At 72.1% G+C, this 14,355-nt stretch carries 12 protein-coding genes; 4 read left to right on the forward strand and 8 right to left on the reverse strand.

The window, feature by feature from the left end:
* Nucleotides 1-2 precede the first annotated feature (2 nt).
* Nucleotides 3-1,931 (reverse strand): excinuclease ABC subunit UvrC, encoded by a 1,929-nt coding sequence (uvrC, locus tag L3K22_RS00475; protein WP_263309676.1) that lies wholly within the window; start codon nt 1,929-1,931, stop codon nt 3-5.
* A 12-nt stretch (nt 1,932-1,943) separates the two neighbouring features.
* Nucleotides 1,944-4,811 carry an excinuclease ABC subunit UvrA gene (uvrA, locus tag L3K22_RS00480; RefSeq protein ID WP_263309677.1) on the reverse strand — a complete coding sequence of 956 codons (2,868 nt, stop codon included), beginning with the start codon at nt 4,809-4,811 and terminating at the stop codon, nt 1,944-1,946.
* 72 nt (nt 4,812-4,883) lie between these two features.
* Between uvrA and L3K22_RS00485 the strand changes: the two genes are divergently transcribed.
* Together L3K22_RS00485 and L3K22_RS00490 are read left to right on the forward strand one after the other, a co-directional pair.
* Complete coding sequence (locus L3K22_RS00485; RefSeq protein ID WP_263309678.1) at nt 4,884-5,561, forward strand: MBL fold metallo-hydrolase; 678 nt, start codon at nt 4,884-4,886, stop codon at nt 5,559-5,561.
* A complete protein-coding gene (locus L3K22_RS00490) occupies nt 5,558-7,318 on the forward strand; it encodes a bifunctional 3'-5' exonuclease/DNA polymerase (RefSeq protein ID WP_263309679.1) in 1,761 nt (586 codons plus the stop codon). The genes L3K22_RS00485 and L3K22_RS00490 overlap by 4 nt, the downstream gene beginning before the upstream one ends.
* A 73-nt stretch (nt 7,319-7,391) precedes the next feature.
* Here the strand turns inward: L3K22_RS00490 and L3K22_RS00495 are convergent, their stop codons facing one another.
* Nucleotides 7,392-7,667, reverse strand: coding sequence for an AAA family ATPase (locus L3K22_RS00495; RefSeq protein WP_263309680.1), 276 nt, complete (start codon nt 7,665-7,667; stop codon nt 7,392-7,394).
* 39 nt (nt 7,668-7,706) lie between these two features.
* Nucleotides 7,707-8,411, reverse strand: a complete 705-nt coding sequence (locus tag L3K22_RS00500) for a hypothetical protein (protein ID WP_263309681.1) — start codon at nt 8,409-8,411, stop codon at nt 7,707-7,709.
* A 154-nt stretch (nt 8,412-8,565) separates the two neighbouring features.
* Here L3K22_RS00500 and L3K22_RS00505 point away from each other — a divergent pair, with 154 nt between their 5' ends.
* Complete coding sequence (locus L3K22_RS00505) at nt 8,566-9,048, forward strand: pyrimidine dimer DNA glycosylase/endonuclease V (RefSeq protein WP_263309682.1); 483 nt, start codon at nt 8,566-8,568, stop codon at nt 9,046-9,048.
* On the opposite strand, the gene L3K22_RS00510 is transcribed toward L3K22_RS00505, so the two are convergent.
* The 3 genes from L3K22_RS00510 to coaE all read right to left on the reverse strand — a co-directional run bounded on the left by L3K22_RS00510 (nt 8,990) and on the right by coaE (nt 12,407).
* Nucleotides 8,990-9,514, reverse strand: a complete 525-nt coding sequence (locus L3K22_RS00510) for an NUDIX domain-containing protein (protein WP_263309683.1) — start codon at nt 9,512-9,514, stop codon at nt 8,990-8,992. The genes L3K22_RS00505 and L3K22_RS00510 overlap by 59 nt on opposite strands.
* A 4-nt stretch (nt 9,515-9,518) precedes the next feature.
* A complete protein-coding gene (gene uvrB, locus L3K22_RS00515) occupies nt 9,519-11,621 on the reverse strand; it encodes an excinuclease ABC subunit UvrB (RefSeq protein ID WP_263309684.1) in 2,103 nt (700 codons plus the stop codon).
* A gap of 138 nt (nt 11,622-11,759) precedes the next feature.
* Entirely contained in the window at nt 11,760-12,407 is a 648-nt protein-coding gene (coaE, locus tag L3K22_RS00520) for a dephospho-CoA kinase (protein WP_263309685.1), read from the reverse strand.
* 74 nt (nt 12,408-12,481) lie between these two features.
* On the opposite strand from coaE, the gene L3K22_RS00525 reads away from it, so the two are divergent.
* Nucleotides 12,482-13,375, forward strand: coding sequence for a trimeric intracellular cation channel family protein (locus L3K22_RS00525; RefSeq protein WP_263309686.1), 894 nt, complete (start codon nt 12,482-12,484; stop codon nt 13,373-13,375).
* Nucleotides 13,376-13,454: 79 nt separating this feature from the next.
* On the opposite strand, the gene aroD is transcribed toward L3K22_RS00525, so the two are convergent.
* Nucleotides 13,455-14,348, reverse strand: a complete 894-nt coding sequence (gene aroD / locus L3K22_RS00530) for a type I 3-dehydroquinate dehydratase (protein WP_263309687.1) — start codon at nt 14,346-14,348, stop codon at nt 13,455-13,457.
* Nucleotides 14,349-14,355 lie beyond the last annotated feature (7 nt).

The following is a 14,355-nucleotide window of genomic DNA, read 5'->3' on the forward strand; positions in this document are numbered from 1 at the left end:
TCTCAGCCCTCGAGGATCTCGCCGGTCGCCATGTCCACGGTGACGCCGAGTGCGTCGTCCGCGGTCTCGGCGTCCGAGGCGGTCCCCTGCTCGGATGTTAGCGCGGCGGTGATCTGCGCGGCCAACGCGGGCCCGATCCCGTCGACCTCCGTGAGCTGTTCCTCGCTCGCCTCGCGGATCGCGGAGACGGTGACGAAGCGGTCCAGCAGCGCGCGGCGCCGGGCCGGGCCGAGGCCCGGGATGCCGTCCAGGGCGCTGGCCTGCATGGCCCGTCCGCGCTTGGAGCGGTGGTAGGTGATGGCGAAGCGGTGCGCCTCGTCGCGCAGGCGCTGGACGAGGAAGAGCGCCTCGGAGGTGCGGGGAAGGATGACGGGGTACTCCTCCCCCGGCAGCCAGATCTCCTCGAGCCGCTTGGCGATCCCGGCCAGGGCGATGTCGGTGATGCCGAGCTCGTCGAAGGCGCGCTGCGCGGCGGCCACCTGCGGCGGGCCGCCGTCGACGAGGATCAGCGAGGGCGGGTACGCGAAGCGTCGCGACTCCTCCTCGGTCTTCTCCGGCGGGTCGAGGTGGTGCTTCAGCCGGCGCGTGATCACGTCGTACATGGAGGCGGTGTCGTCGCGGGCGGCCGCGCCGGTGACCGAGTAGCGGCGGTACTCGCTCTTCTTGGGCAGCCCGTCCTCGAACACCACCTGGGAGCCGACGACGTTGGTGCCCTGGGAGTGGGAGATGTCGAAGCACTCGATCCGCAGCGGCGGCTCCGCGAGGTCGAGCGCCTCGCCCAGGTCCTCGAGCGCCTTGGTGCGGGCGGTGAGGTCGCCGGTGCGCTTGAGGCGGTGCAGGCGCAGCGCCTCGGTCGCGTTCTCGCCGACGGTGATCAGCAGGTCCTTCTTCTCGCCACGCTGCGGGACGCGCAGGTCGACGGTGCGGCCCACCAGCTCGCGCACCTGGTCGAGGTTGGTGGGCAGGATCGGGACGAGCACCTCCTTCGGGGCGCTCCCCTCGGTGTACAGGGTGGTCAGGGCGCGCTCGACGAGGTCCGGCGCGGTCGACTCGTCGAGGATCTCCGCGGTCCAGCCGCGCTGGCCGCGGATCCGTCCGCCGCGCACGTGGAAGACCTGCACGGAGGCTTCGAGCTCGTCCTGGGCGAGGCCGATCAGGTCGGCGTCGGTCGCGTCGGAGAGGACCACGGAGTTCTTCTCCATCACCTTCTCGAGCGCCTGGAGGTCGTCGCGGAGGCTTGCGGCGGTCTCGTAGTCCATCGCCGCGGCCGCGGCCCTCATCCGCTGCTCGATGCGGCGGGTGTACTTCGAGGTGTTCCCGGCCATGAAGTCCGCGAACTGCTCGGCGAGTCGGCGGTGCTCGTCCTCGGAGATGTCGCCGACGCAGGGCGCCGCGCACTTCCCGATGAAGCCGAGCAGGCAGGGCCTGCCCGACCGCTCGGCCCGCCGGTACACCCCCGCGGTGCAGGAGCGGATCGGGAACACCCGAAGCATCAGGTCGAGCGTCTCGCGGATCGCGCCGACCTGCGGGTAGGGCCCGAAGGTGCGGTCGCCCTTGGCGCGCGGCCGACGGGTGATGTGCACCCGCGGCACCTTCTCCCCCATCGTGATCGCGAGATAGGGATAGGACTTGTCGTCGCGGAACTTGACGTTGAACCGCGGATCGAACTCCTTGATCCACGTGTACTCGAGGGTGAGCGCCTCGACCTCGGTGCCCACCACGGTCCACTCGACGCTCGTGGCGGTAGTGACCATGCGCCGGGTGCGCTCGTGCAGGACGGAGAGGTCCTGGAAGTAGTTCACCAGGCGCTGGCGGAGGTTCTTCGCCTTGCCGACGTAGATGACGCGGCCGTGCTCGTCCCGGAACCGGTAGACCCCCGGCCTCGTGGGGATCGTGCCGGTCGCGGGGCGGTAGGTCGCTGGATCAGCCATCGCTCCGCCTGCTCAGCGGGCCGCGGCCGCGCCCGCTCGTCCGCCCTCGAGCATCGGGGCGAGGAAGCGACCGGTGTAGGAGCCCTCGACCTTCGCCACCTTCTCCGGGGTGCCGGTGGCGACGATCCTCCCGCCGCCGGCGCCGCCCTCGGGGCCGAGGTCGATGACGTGGTCGGCGGTCTTGATGACGTCGAGGTTGTGCTCGATGACGATCACGGAGTTGCCCTTGTCCACGAGCCCCTCGAGCACTTCGAGCAGCTTGCGCACGTCCTCGAAGTGGAGGCCCGTCGTCGGCTCGTCGAGCACGTAGATGGTGCGGCCGTTGGAGCGCTTGTGCAGCTCGGAGGAGAGCTTCACACGCTGCGCCTCACCGCCCGAGAGGGTGGTCGCGGACTGGCCGAGCTTCACGTAGCCGAGGCCCACGTCGACCAGGGTCTGCATCTGGCGGCGGATCGCGGGGACGGCGTCGAAGAACTCGAGCGCCTCCGCGATGGACATGGCCAGCACCTCGGCGACGTTCTTGTCCTTGAACTTCACCTCGAGCGTCTCGCGGTTGTAGCGCTGGCCCTTGCAGACCTCGCACTGCACGTACACGTCGGGCAGGAAGTTCATCTCGATCTTCAGGGTGCCGTCGCCGGAGCAGGCCTCGCAGCGACCGCCCTTGACGTTGAAGGAGAAGCGCCCGGCGGTGTACCCGCGGATCTTCGCCTCGTTGGTCTGGGCGAAGAGGGTGCGCACCCGGTCCCACACGCCGGTGTAGGTGGCGGGGTTCGAGCGCGGGGTGCGGCCGATCGGCGACTGGTCCACGTGCACGACCTTGTCGAGGTGCTCGAGGCCGGTGACGCGCTTGTGCCGCCCGGGCACGACGCGGGAGCGGTTGAGCTCCTTGGCCAGGACCGAGTACAGGATGTCGTTGACCAGGGAGGACTTGCCCGAGCCGGAGACGCCGGTGACGGCGGTGAGCACGCCGAGCGGGAAGGAGACGTCCTGCCCGGTGAGGTTGTTCGCGCGCGGCGCGACGACCTTCAGCATCCGCTCCTTGTCCACGGGGCGGCGCACCGCGGGCACGGGGATCTCCAGCTCGCCGGAGAGGTAGCGGCCGGTGAGGGAGTCGGGGTTCTGCTTCAGGCCCTCGACGGGGCCGGAGTGGACCACCTTCCCGCCGTGCTCGCCGGCGAGCGGGCCGATGTCCACGACCCAGTCGGCCGAGTTGAGCGTGTCCTCGTCGTGCTCGACGACGATCAGGGTGTTGCCGAGGTCGCGCAGGCGCTCGAGGGTGGCGATGAGGCGCTCGTTGTCGCGCTGGTGCAGGCCGATGGAGGGCTCGTCGAGGACGTAGAGCACGCCCACCAGGCCCGAGCCGATCTGGGTGGCGAGGCGGATGCGCTGCGCCTCGCCGCCGGAGAGGGTGCCGGCCGCGCGGGCCAGGGAGAGGTAGTCCAGGCCCACGTCGAGCAGGAAGCCGAGGCGGGAGCGGATCTCCCGCAGCACCTCGTCGGCGATCGCGGCCTCCCGCACCCCGAGCTCGAGGCCCTGGTGGAAGGCGAGCGCGTCACCGATCGACATCTCGCAGACCTCGGCGATGGACTTCCCGCCGACGGTCACGGCGAGCACCTCGGGGCGCAGACGCGCGCCCTGGCAGGCGGGGCAGGGCACCTCGCGCATGAACTGCTCGTAGCGCTCCTTGGCCCAGTCGGACTCGGTGTCGCCGTGACGCCGCTCGAGGAAGTGCATGACGCCCTCGAAGCCCGTGGAGTAGGTGCGCTCGCGGCCGAAGCGGTTGCGGTACTTCACGTGGACCTTGAAGTCCTTGCCGTGCAGCAGCGCCTCCTTCGCGCGTTCGGGCAGCGCGCGCCAGGGGGTGTCCATCGAGAAGGCGAGCTCCTCGGCGAGGCCGGACATGACCTCCTGGTGGCGGTCGGCGTGCCCCATGGTCCACGGGGCGATCGCGCCGTCTGAGAGGGAGAGGTCCTCGTCGGGGATCACGAGCTCGGGATCGACCTCGAGCCGCTGGCCCAGGCCCGTGCACTCGGGGCAGGCGCCGTAGGGGGCGTTGAAGGAGAAGGTGCGCGGCTCGATGTCGTCGATCGCGAGGGGGTGGTCGTTGGGGCAGGCGCGCTTCTCGGAGAAGCGGCGGGTGCGCTGCGGGTCCTCGTCGTCGCGGTCGACGTAGTCGACCAGCAGGATGCCCTCCGCCAGCCGCAGCGCGGTCTCGACCGAGTCGGTGAGGCGACGGCGCGCGTCGGGCTTCGCCGCGAGCCGGTCGACGACCACCTCGATGGTGTGCTTGTAGCGCTTGTCGAGGCTGATCTCCTCGTCCAGGCGGCGGTTGTCCCCGTCGATGCGGGCGCGGGCGTAGCCCTGGGAGCGCAGGGAGCTGAGCAGGTCCTGGTGCTCGCCCTTGCGGCCCTGGACGACGGGCGCCAGCAGCTGGAAGCGGGTGCCGGGCTCCTCCTCGAGGAGGGTGTCCACGATCTGCTCGGCCGAGGAGGAGGTGACCAGCTCGCCGCAGACGGGGCAGTGCTGCTCGCCGGTGCGGGAGAACAGCAGGCGCAGGTAGTCGTAGATCTCGGTGATCGTGCCGACGGTGGAGCGCGGGTTGCGGTTGGTGGACTTCTGGTCGATCGAGACCGCCGGGGAGAGCCCCTCGATCAGGTCGACGCTGGGCTTGTCCATCTGCCCGAGGAACTGCCTCGCATAGCTGGAGAGCGACTCGACGTAGCGTCGCTGCCCCTCGGCGAAGATGGTGTCGAAGGCCAGGGAGCTCTTGCCGGAGCCGGACAGGCCGGAGAACACCACCAGCTTGTCGCGGGGGATGTCGATGTCGATGTTCTTGAGGTTGTGCTCGCGCGCACCACGGACGACCAGGGAATCAGTCACCCCGGCATTCTAGGGGCGCAGACCGACCATCGAACAGTTGTTCGGGGGAGACAAGGGCGACATACTGTCCCCATGAACGATCATGAGTACACCGGACATGTCGAGCCGGGCGGCGAGCCCGCCGTGCGAGACTTCGAGCACCTGCAGATCCGCAAGCTGTCCGTCGGGCCGATGGACAACAACGCCTACCTGCTGACCTGTCGGTCGAACGGAGCCCAGCTGCTGATCGATGCGGCCGCGGACCCCGACGCCCTGCGCCGGATGATCGCGGCGGGCGCCGAGCACAACTGGCTGGACGTCATCCTCACCACTCACTCCCACCACGACCACGTGGGCGCTCTGGCGGAGATGGTCTCGGCGACCGGCGCCCGCACCGCCGCCGGTGCGGAGGACGCGAAGGAGATCGCAGAGAAGATCGACCTGCCCCTCGCCCACGGCGACGTGATCGAGTTCGGCGAGCAGCGGGTGGAGATCATCCACCTGCGCGGCCACACCCCCGGCTCGGTCGCGGTGCTGTGGCGCGGCGGCGAGGAGGGCGACCACCTCTTCACCGGCGACTCCCTCTTCCCCGGCGGGGTGGGCAACACCGACCGGGACCCGCAGCGCTTCGCGCAGCTGATCGACGACGTCGAGCAGCGGATCTTCGACCGGCTGGACGATGCGACCTGGGTGTACCCGGGCCACGGCGACGACACCACGCTCGGGGCCGAGCGGGCCTCCCTCCCGGTCTGGCGCGAGCGGGGCTGGTGACCTCTCCCCCGCCCGGCACCGCCGCGCCCGGCCCGGCGCGGTGCGTGCTCGGTCGCGGGGCGGGCGGAGCGGTCGTGCTGCGCGAGGTCGCGTCCGACGGCTCGGTCCTCGACGAGCGGACCTCCACCCTCGACGAGCTCCCCGCCCTCGTCGCCGAGCTCGAGGCCGTGCACCGGCCGCGCTGGGTCTGGAGCGACGCCGCGGCCTGGTACCCGCGCCTGCTCGCGGCCGGGGTGACGCTCGAGCGCTGCCACGACCTGCGCCTGGTGCACCGGATCCTGCGCCATTCCGAGCTGGTGACGGAGCCCGGTCCTCTGCGGGAGCGCACCGAGTGGGACACCCCGCTCGAGCCGGAGGAGCCGCGGCGCGATCTCGGCGCGACCCTCTTCGACCTCGAGGCCCAGCCGTCGGCCGCCCACGGCGTGCCCGACGGGATCGAGGAGACCGGTGCGGAGCTCGAGCGGCAGCTCTCGGCGATCGCGGGCGCCGGGGACCCGGCGCGGCTGCGGCTGCTGCTGGCGGCGGAGTCCGCCGGGGCGCTGATCGCGGCCGAGCTGCAGGCGGCGGGGATCCCCTGGGACGTGGCCGAGCACGACCGGATCCTCACCGAGGCCCTGGGGCCGCGCCCCTCCCCCGGGACGCTCCCCGCGCAGATGGTGCAGGTCGCCGCCGAGGTGCGCACCGCTCTCGGAGACCCGACCGTGTCGCTGGACTCGCCGCCGAAGCTGCTGCGCGCCCTGCACCGCGCTGGCATCGACGTCTCCTCCACCTCCCAGTGGGAGCTGCAGGAGCACGAGCATCCGGCGATCGAGCCGCTGCTGCGGTACAAGAAGATGTCCCGCCTGCTGACCGCCAACGGCTGGACGTGGCTGGACGAATGGGTGCGGGAGGGCCGCTACCGGCCCGTCTACGTGCCGGGCGGCGTGGTCACCGGGCGCTGGGCCTCCAGCGGCGGCGGGGCGCTGCAGATCCCGCGCCGGCTGCGGCCCGCGCTCCGTGCCGATGCCGGCTGGCTGCTGGTCAGCGCCGATGTCTCCCAGCTCGAGCCGCGGGTGCTCGCCGCCATGTCCCGCGACGCGGCGATGATCGAGGCGGCGGCCGGGAAGGACCTCTACTCGGGCATCGTCGAGGCGGGCGTGGTCGCGAGCCGGCAGGAGGCGAAGATCGGGGTGCTCGGCGCCCTGTACGGCGGGACCACCGGGGACAGCGGTCGCGTCGTGCCCCGGCTCCGCCGCACCTTCCCCGAGGCGATGGCTCTCGTGGACGGTGCCGCCGCGACGGGGGAGCGCGGCGGGACGGTCACGACCTGGCTCGGCCGCTCCTCCCCCGCCCCCGAGCCCGGCTGGGTGCAGGCGCAGCGCTCCGCGAACGGGCCCGATGCGGCCGCCGGCGAGCAGGAGCGGGCCCGTCGCTCGGCCCGCGACCGCGGCCGGTTCACCCGCAACTTCATGGTGCAGGGCACCGCGGCGGAATGGGCGCTGTCCTGGATGGCGGCGCTGCGGCTGCGGCTCGCGCAGCTCCCTGAGGTCGCCGCCGACGAGCGGGCCGACGCCTCGGGACCGGTGTTCTCCCGCCGCGCGCACCTGGCGTTCTTCCTCCACGACGAGGTGATCGTGCACGCCCCGGCCGATCAGGCGGAGGCCGCGGCCGCCGCGATCCGCGAGAGCGCCGACGCGGCCGGACGGCTGCTCTTCCCCGGCAGCCCGATCGACTTCCCGCTGGACCTCGCGATCACGGAGCGCTCGGCGGAGAAGTGAGCGCCGCGGGCCTCCCAGCGACCGCTGCCTCAGTGCGGAAGTGGCCGGCGCGGCGTGCAGCGGAGGACCACCGTCACCCGTGCCGTGCGAGGTCCGCGTAGATGCCCTCGAGGAGCGTGATCCGCCCGACCCCGAGGCAGTGCCGGACCATCGTCTCGAGCAGGCCGACGGTGTCCCCCTGCCCGCTGTCGTGCTCCCACAGCAGCTCGCGCCGCACATGGTCCTGCCCGATCACGGCGACCTCGCCGCGCGGCAGGGCACGCTGGACGCGTCGTGCCACCGTCGACTTCCCGGAGGCGGAGTTCCCGCGCAGGACGACGAACGGCGGCGCGCATCGAAGGGTCCCCATCGCTCGATCCTGGCAGACCCCCGAGCTCCGGCGCGGGTGCTACACGCCGGGGTGCCCAGGGACCAGCGCGGCGAGCTCCTCGAGCAGGGAGTCCATGCGTCGAGCGCCCAGCAGCGGGCTGAGCGGCTCGGAGAACCAGTGCTCCCAGAGCTCGTCGAGCTGCGCCGCCGTGGGCGCGACACCGGTGTCCAGCAGCTCCGCGATCGCCTGCGCCTCCGGCTCGTACTCGTCCTCGGGCATGCCGTCCGTGCCCGGGGCGAGGCCCGCCGGGTCCTCCCGTGTCAGGAGGGCGAGCACCTGCTCCTGCGTCGAGGTGCCCTCGAGCTCTGGGTTCTGGTCGTCGAGCAGCACCGATGCCAGGGTCACCGCACCGGTGGCGAGCCCGATCCAGACGCGCGGGGCTTTCACGCCTCGTCGACGCAGGAAGCCCTCGACCGCGCCATCCAGCCGGAGGCCTGCCACCCCGGCTCCGGCCATCAGACCACCGAGGCCGAGCGAGAGGGCCGCCTCGGGGAGGGTCGGCGTCCGGAGACCGCGGAGGCGCGACGCGTCGCCGTCGTCCGGCGCTCCCGGCCGGCCCTGCGCGGCGAGGAGGCTGACACCGGTGGTCAGCACCGCGGGGAGCGCGACGTATCCGACGCGCACCGGGCGCGGGAGACGGTGCACAGGGATCATCCCGAGGCCGGACGCGGCAGCCGTGCCGACGGCCAGGGACACGATGCGGGTGCGCTGGGACTGTGTCACGGGGTCCTCCTTCTCTCGCGGCGGGGCCCGCCGCGCGCCACGGGGCGTGTCGTGCCCTCGACGCTATCGGGCGATCCCGACCGTGACGGACGACGATCGTCGGTGCCCGGGGTGACCTTCGACCGCGCCTCGGCGGATGAGGGAGGATGGGCCGATGCGCCTCTGGTCACTGCACCCCCGCCAACTCGACCGCCAGGGCCTCACGGGCTGCTGGCGGGAATCGCTGCTGGCGCAGGCCGTGCTCGCCGGGCGCACTCGCGGGTACCGCTCCCACCCGCAGCTCGAACGGTTCCGGGCCCAGCCCGCCCCGCTCGATGCCGTGGGCACCTACCTCGAGGTGCTCGCCCGGGAGGCGACCGCTCGCGGCTACCGCTTCGACCTCTCGCGGATCGACCGCCGCCCCGAGGAGCTCACCGGCCACGCACCGACGGATGCCGCGGCCGGCGTGCCACGTATCCCCGTGACCCGGGGGCAGGTCGACCTGGAATGGCGCCATCTGCTCGCCAAGCTCGCGCAGCGCAGTCCCGGGAGCGAGGCGCTCACCGCAGCGCATTCCGCGCCGACGGTGCATCCGCTGTTCACCGTGGTGCCGGGTCCGGTCGAGAGCTGGGAGCGGGCGACGGATCCGGAGGGCTGAGCGCGATTCGCAGCCAGCGCGAGAGGGGCGCCCCATCAGGGACGTCCGCGAGATCGGTGCGCAGCCACCGGGCCTCGCTCAGCTCGAGCGAGGTGCTGACCTCCCTCGAGGCGGCGGTGCCGACGAGGATCGTGAGCCGGTCGCGCTTGCCCTCGGTGACCGTCTCGAGAGCCGTCACCTCCTGGAGGTCTCCCGTGATCGCGAGGGCGAGCTCCTCGGCGACCTCGCGACGTCCGGCCTCGGCAGGGCTCTCGCGGCGAGGACGATAGCGGCCTCCCGGCAGTGCCCAACGGTCCCGGTCGACGTAGGAGTGCCGCACGGCGAGGAACCGCGAAGGGTCCTCCGGAGGATGCAGCAGCACCTTCACTCCGAAGGTGCGCGGCCTGCGCACCCGCCACCAGAGCCGCCGCAGCCGGTGCCCGGCGGTCAGCGCGGCGCCCAGCGCGCGCCCGTGCCTCGTCGCCATCGGCTCAGGAGCGCTGCACCGCGCGCAGCTCCTTCTTCAGCTCCTGCACCTCGTCGCGCAGCCGCGCCGCGACCTCGAAGTTCAGGGATTCCGCGGCCTGGTGCATCTGCGCGGTCATCTCGTCGATCATGCCGGTCAGCGCGCCGACGGGATCGTCGCCGAGGTCGATCTGGCGACCCTGGATCGAGTCGACGGCGTTCGCGCGCGCCCGGTCCTGGGCCACCTTCTCCTTCCCGGAGCGGTAGTCGGTGGCCAGGAGGGTGTCGGTGTCGATGTCCTCGCGGGCCAGCATGTCCGTGACGTCCGCGATCCGCTTGCGCAGCGGGGTCGGGTCGATGCCGTGCTCGGTGTTGTACGCGATCTGCTTCTCGCGGCGACGGTTGGTCTCGTCGATCGCGTCCTGCATCGAGTCGGTGATCGTGTCCGCGTACATGTGCACCTGGCCGGAGACGTTGCGGGCCGCACGGCCGATCGTCTGGATCAGCGAGGTGCGGGAGCGGAGGAAGCCCTCCTTGTCCGCGTCCAGGATCGCGACCAGGGACACCTCGGGCAGGTCCAGGCCCTCGCGCAGCAGGTTGATGCCGACCAGCACGTCGTACTCGCCCTGGCGGAGGGAGCGCAGCAGCTCGATGCGGCGCAGGGTGTCCACGTCGGAGTGGAGGTACTGGACCCGCACCCCGTTCTCGAGCAGGAAGTCGGTGAGGTCCTCGGCCATGCGCTTGGTCAGCGTGGTCACGAGCACCCGCTCGTCGCGCTGCACCCGCTTCTCGATCTCCTCGCGCAGGTCGTCGATCTGGCCCTTGACGGGCTTGACGATCACCTCGGGGTCCACCAGTCCCGTCGGCCGGATGATCTGCTCGACCACGCCGTGGGCGCGGTTCAGCTCGTACTCGGCGGGGGTCGCGGAGAGGTAGACGGTCTGACCGGTGCGCTCGGTGAACTCCGAGAAGGTCAGCGGGCGGTTGTCGAGCGCCGAGGGCAGGCGGAAGCCGAAGTCCACCAGGGTGCGCTTGCGGGAGCGGTCCCCTTCGTACATCGCGCCGATCTGCGGGACGGTCACATGGGACTCGTCGATGACCAGCAGGAAGTCCTCGGGGAAGTAGTCCATGAGGGTGTTCGGGGCGGTGCCCGGCGCGCGGCCGTCGAGATGGCGGGAGTAGTTCTCCACACCGTTGGTCGAGCCCATCTGCCGCAGCATCTCGAGGTCGTGGGTGGTGCGCATGCGCAGGCGCTGCGCCTCGAGCAGCTTGTTCTGCCCCTCGAGCTCCTCGAGCCGCTCGGCGAGCTCCTCCTCGATCGTGCCGATCGCGCGGGAGAGACGCTCGGGACCGGCGACGTAGTGGGAGGCGGGGAAGATGTGGATGTGGTCCTCCTGCCGGATGACCTCGCCGGTAATAGGATGGAGGGTGTAGAGCGCATCGATCTCGTCGCCGAAGAACTCGATGCGGATCGCGAGCTCCTCGTACATCGGGATGATCTCGACCGTGTCCCCGCGCACCCGGAAGGTGCCGCGCTCGAAGGCGATGTCGTTGCGGTCGTACTGCATGTCCACGAAGCGGGTCAGCAGCTCGTCGCGGTCCAGCTGGTCGCCGACGCTCAGTTGCACCATCCGGTCCACGTACTCCTGCGGGGTGCCCAGGCCGTAGATGCAGGAGACGGAGGAGACCACGACGACGTCCCGGCGGGTCAGCAGCGAGTTGGTGGCACTGTGCCGCAGCCGCTCCACCTCGGCGTTGATCGAGGAGTCCTTCTCGATGTAGGTGTCCGACTGCGGGACGTACGCCTCGGGCTGGTAGTAGTCGTAGTAGGAGACGAAGTACTCCACCGCGTTGTGCGGAAGCAGCTCCCGGAACTCGCTGGCGAGCTGCGCGGCGAGGGTCTTGTTGTGCGCCATGACCAGGGTGGGACGCTGCACCTGCTCGATCAGCCAGGCCGTCGTCGCGGACTTGCCGGTGCCGGTCGCGCCGAGCAGGACCACGTCCTGCTCGCCGTCGTTGATCCTCTTGGTGAGCTCCTTGATCGCCTGCGGCTGATCGCCCGAGGGCGAGTACTCGGAGACGACCTCGAAGGGGTGCTCGGCGCGGACGAGATCGGTGACGGGACGCATGAGGACGAGCCTACGACCCGGGGCCGTCGGAGGACACGGTGCGGGGCCTCTGTCCGCTCAGGGCCGAGGGCCCCGCAGTTCCGGGTGGGGCAGCGCACAGGCAGCGCCCGGGACCGGTTCGGCCGGGGTCCGACGCGATCAGGTGCGGAGGTCGTGCTCCTCGAGGACCGCGTCGAGGGCACGCCCGGAGCGCGCGAGGAGAGCGGGTCGATCGGCCGTGTTCAGCACCAGGCGGTCCGCACGGCGGATCCGTTCGAGATCGGTGACCTGCGCCGCCATGACCGACTCGACATAGCCGCGGTCCCTGCCCCGGTCCCGGACCACCCGCTCGATGCGGTCCTCTCGCCGGGCGAGCACCGCGACGACCGCGTCGTAGTCGGGCTCGCTGTGCTTCTCCAGCAGCAGCGGGCTGTCGTGGACGATGACCCGCTCCCCCGACGCGGCCGCCTCGGCCTCCTCCTCCGCGACCGCGCGGTCCACGCGGGAGAGCACGATCCGCTCGAGGTCGGCGCGGGCCGCGGCATCGGCGAAGACGATCCGGGCCATGGCGGCGCGGTCGATCGTGCCGGCCGGGTTCCGCACGTCCTCGCCGAAGCGGGCGATCGCCTCCTCGACCCCGTCGCCGGGGATGTCCAGGACGGCCCGGGAGTGGGCGTCCAGATCGATCACGCGCAGGCCGCGTTCACGCCAGAGTGCGGCGACGGTCGACTTGCCCGCGCCGATGCCGCCGGTGAGGCCGATCCGCAGGGGGCGGTCAGGACGAGGGGGAGGAATGCTGCCGGGCATGGTCCGATGGTAGGGCGGGTCGGCCGGGTCACGGTGGCGTTCACGCCCCTGCCTGCACGGACTACGGTGCTGGGGTGGATCCTCTTGAGCTGCTCGTGACGAACGACTTCCTCCGCGTGCTGGACCTCGTGGGCGTGTTCGTGATGGGCGTGGCGGCCGGTGCGATCGCCTCCCGGCTGAACTTCGACGCGGTCGGCTTCGCGGTGATCGGCATCGTCGCCGGGCTCGGCGGCGGTCTGGTGCGCGATCTGATCCTCGACTACGGCACCCCGGCGGCCTTCGACGGGCCCTGGTATCTCACCTGCGCCCTCGGCGGAGCCATGTTCACCTTCGTCATCCATGCGGACGGCCCCTGGTGGCGCCGCCTGGTGACGGCGCTGGACATCGCGGCGATGGGGCTGTGGGCTGCGACCGGCACCGCGAAGTCCCTGGGCTACGGCCTGGACACGCTGCCGGCGATCCTGCTCGGGGTCACCAGCGCGGTGGGCGGCGGCGTGATCCGCGACGTGCTGGTGGGAAGGATCCCCCAGGTCTTCGGGGGCGGCCCGCTGTACGCGACCGGCGCGCTGGTCACCGCGGTGCTGACCTGGCTGGTGCTGGCCCTCGGCCTGCCCTCCCCGACGGTGCTGGTCGCGGTCGCCGTCGGCGCGCTGCTCGCCGGCGTCGCGGCGTGGCGCCGCTGGTCGCTGCCGGCCCATCAGGAGTGGCAGGTGACGATGTCCGCGACCCAGCTGAAGCAGCTGGTGCGCCGCACCCGTAGGGACGAGCGGGAGCGGGTCGCGCAGGAGACGGGGGCGATCCCCGTCGTCGACGTCGACCACGACGACCTCGCCGAGGACGCCGCGGCCGAGGACCTCGACGCGAGCGACTACGAGGACCGGATCTTCCCGGATCCGGCGGAGCTGCCCGGCACCGCCGAGAACGAGAGGCGCGAGGAGCAGGACTCCGGGACCGCTTCGCCGCGCTGAGGCGGCTGTGCTGCCGGGGGTCGGCGCGCCGGCCGCTCCGCGGTCCGGTCGGAGCGCCGAGGCGCTGGCCCGGGCCGGGTCAGGGCCGCAGGAGCTCGATCATCCGGGCGACGTCGTCCGCGCCGAGCTGGCCGGGCGCGGACCCCTCCCCTGCGGTCGCGAAGGTCGCACAGCTGCCGAACGCTTCGGCGGCCACGCGGCTGCTCGCCCCGAGGGTGCCCATGGAGATCGCGATGTGCGGGCCTGTCTGCTCCTCGGCGACGGCAAGACTCGCCGAGAGCAGGGTGAGCACGTCGCGGGAGGTGCGCGGGGTGACGGCGACCTTCGGGATATCCGCGCCGAGACGCCGCTGCTCGCGCAGGATCCCCGCGATCGTCTCCTCGTCGGGGGTGCCCTCCATGTCGTGGTAGGAGCCGACCACGGCGATGCCGTGACGACGGGCGGAGTCGATGACCGAGGCGACCACTGCGGGATCGAGGGAGGTCTCGATGTCGACGAGGTCGACGGCGGACTGCGTGCCCGCCCGGCGACCGGTGATCAGCGCCTGAAGCAACGAGACGAGCGCGCGGGGGCCGTAGGGCCTCTGTCCGCCCTCGGCGGTGGTGCGGAAGGTGACCAGCAGGGCGCGGTCGGCGCCGAGGGCGGCGCGCAGCGGGCCGAGCGCGGCGAGGACCGCCTCGCGGTGGTGCTCGGCGTCCTCGAGGTCGGGGCGGAAGCGGTCCAGGCGCCACTCGACCACGCGGGCCGGGGTCGCGCTCGCCGCCTCGGCCTGGGCGAGCAGGGCGTCGAGGTCGTCGCCCACCAGCGGCACGATGATCTCGGGGCGCCCGCGGCCGAACTCGACGCCGCGCACGGTCGCGGTGCGGCGGCGCACATCGACCATCCCCTCCTGCACGGCGGGGCCGGGTTGGTCCGCGGTGCCGGGCTGGTCCAGGGGGTCGTCCTGCGCGGCGGTCCCGGGACGCTCGGTCATGGTGCTC

This window comes from Brachybacterium atlanticum, from assembly GCF_025669985.1.
In the GTDB taxonomy this organism is placed as follows: domain Bacteria; phylum Actinomycetota; class Actinomycetes; order Actinomycetales; family Dermabacteraceae; genus Brachybacterium; species Brachybacterium conglomeratum.

Coding starts and splice junctions, on each gene's coding strand:
- uvrC (WP_263309676.1), bottom strand. CDS start 1,931: ATGGCTGATCCAGCGACCTACCGCCCCGCGACCGGCACGATCCCCACG.
- L3K22_RS00485 (WP_263309678.1), top strand. CDS start 4,884: ATGAACGATCATGAGTACACCGGACATGTCGAGCCGGGCGGCGAGCCC.
- L3K22_RS00495 (WP_263309680.1), bottom strand. CDS start 7,667: ATGGGGACCCTTCGATGCGCGCCGCCGTTCGTCGTCCTGCGCGGGAAC.
- L3K22_RS00505 (WP_263309682.1), top strand. CDS start 8,566: ATGCGCCTCTGGTCACTGCACCCCCGCCAACTCGACCGCCAGGGCCTC.
- L3K22_RS00510 (WP_263309683.1), bottom strand. CDS start 9,514: ATGGCGACGAGGCACGGGCGCGCGCTGGGCGCCGCGCTGACCGCCGGG.
- uvrB (WP_263309684.1), bottom strand. CDS start 11,621: ATGCGTCCCGTCACCGATCTCGTCCGCGCCGAGCACCCCTTCGAGGTC.
- coaE (WP_263309685.1), bottom strand. CDS start 12,407: ATGCCCGGCAGCATTCCTCCCCCTCGTCCTGACCGCCCCCTGCGGATC.
- aroD (WP_263309687.1), bottom strand. CDS start 14,348: ATGACCGAGCGTCCCGGGACCGCCGCGCAGGACGACCCCCTGGACCAG.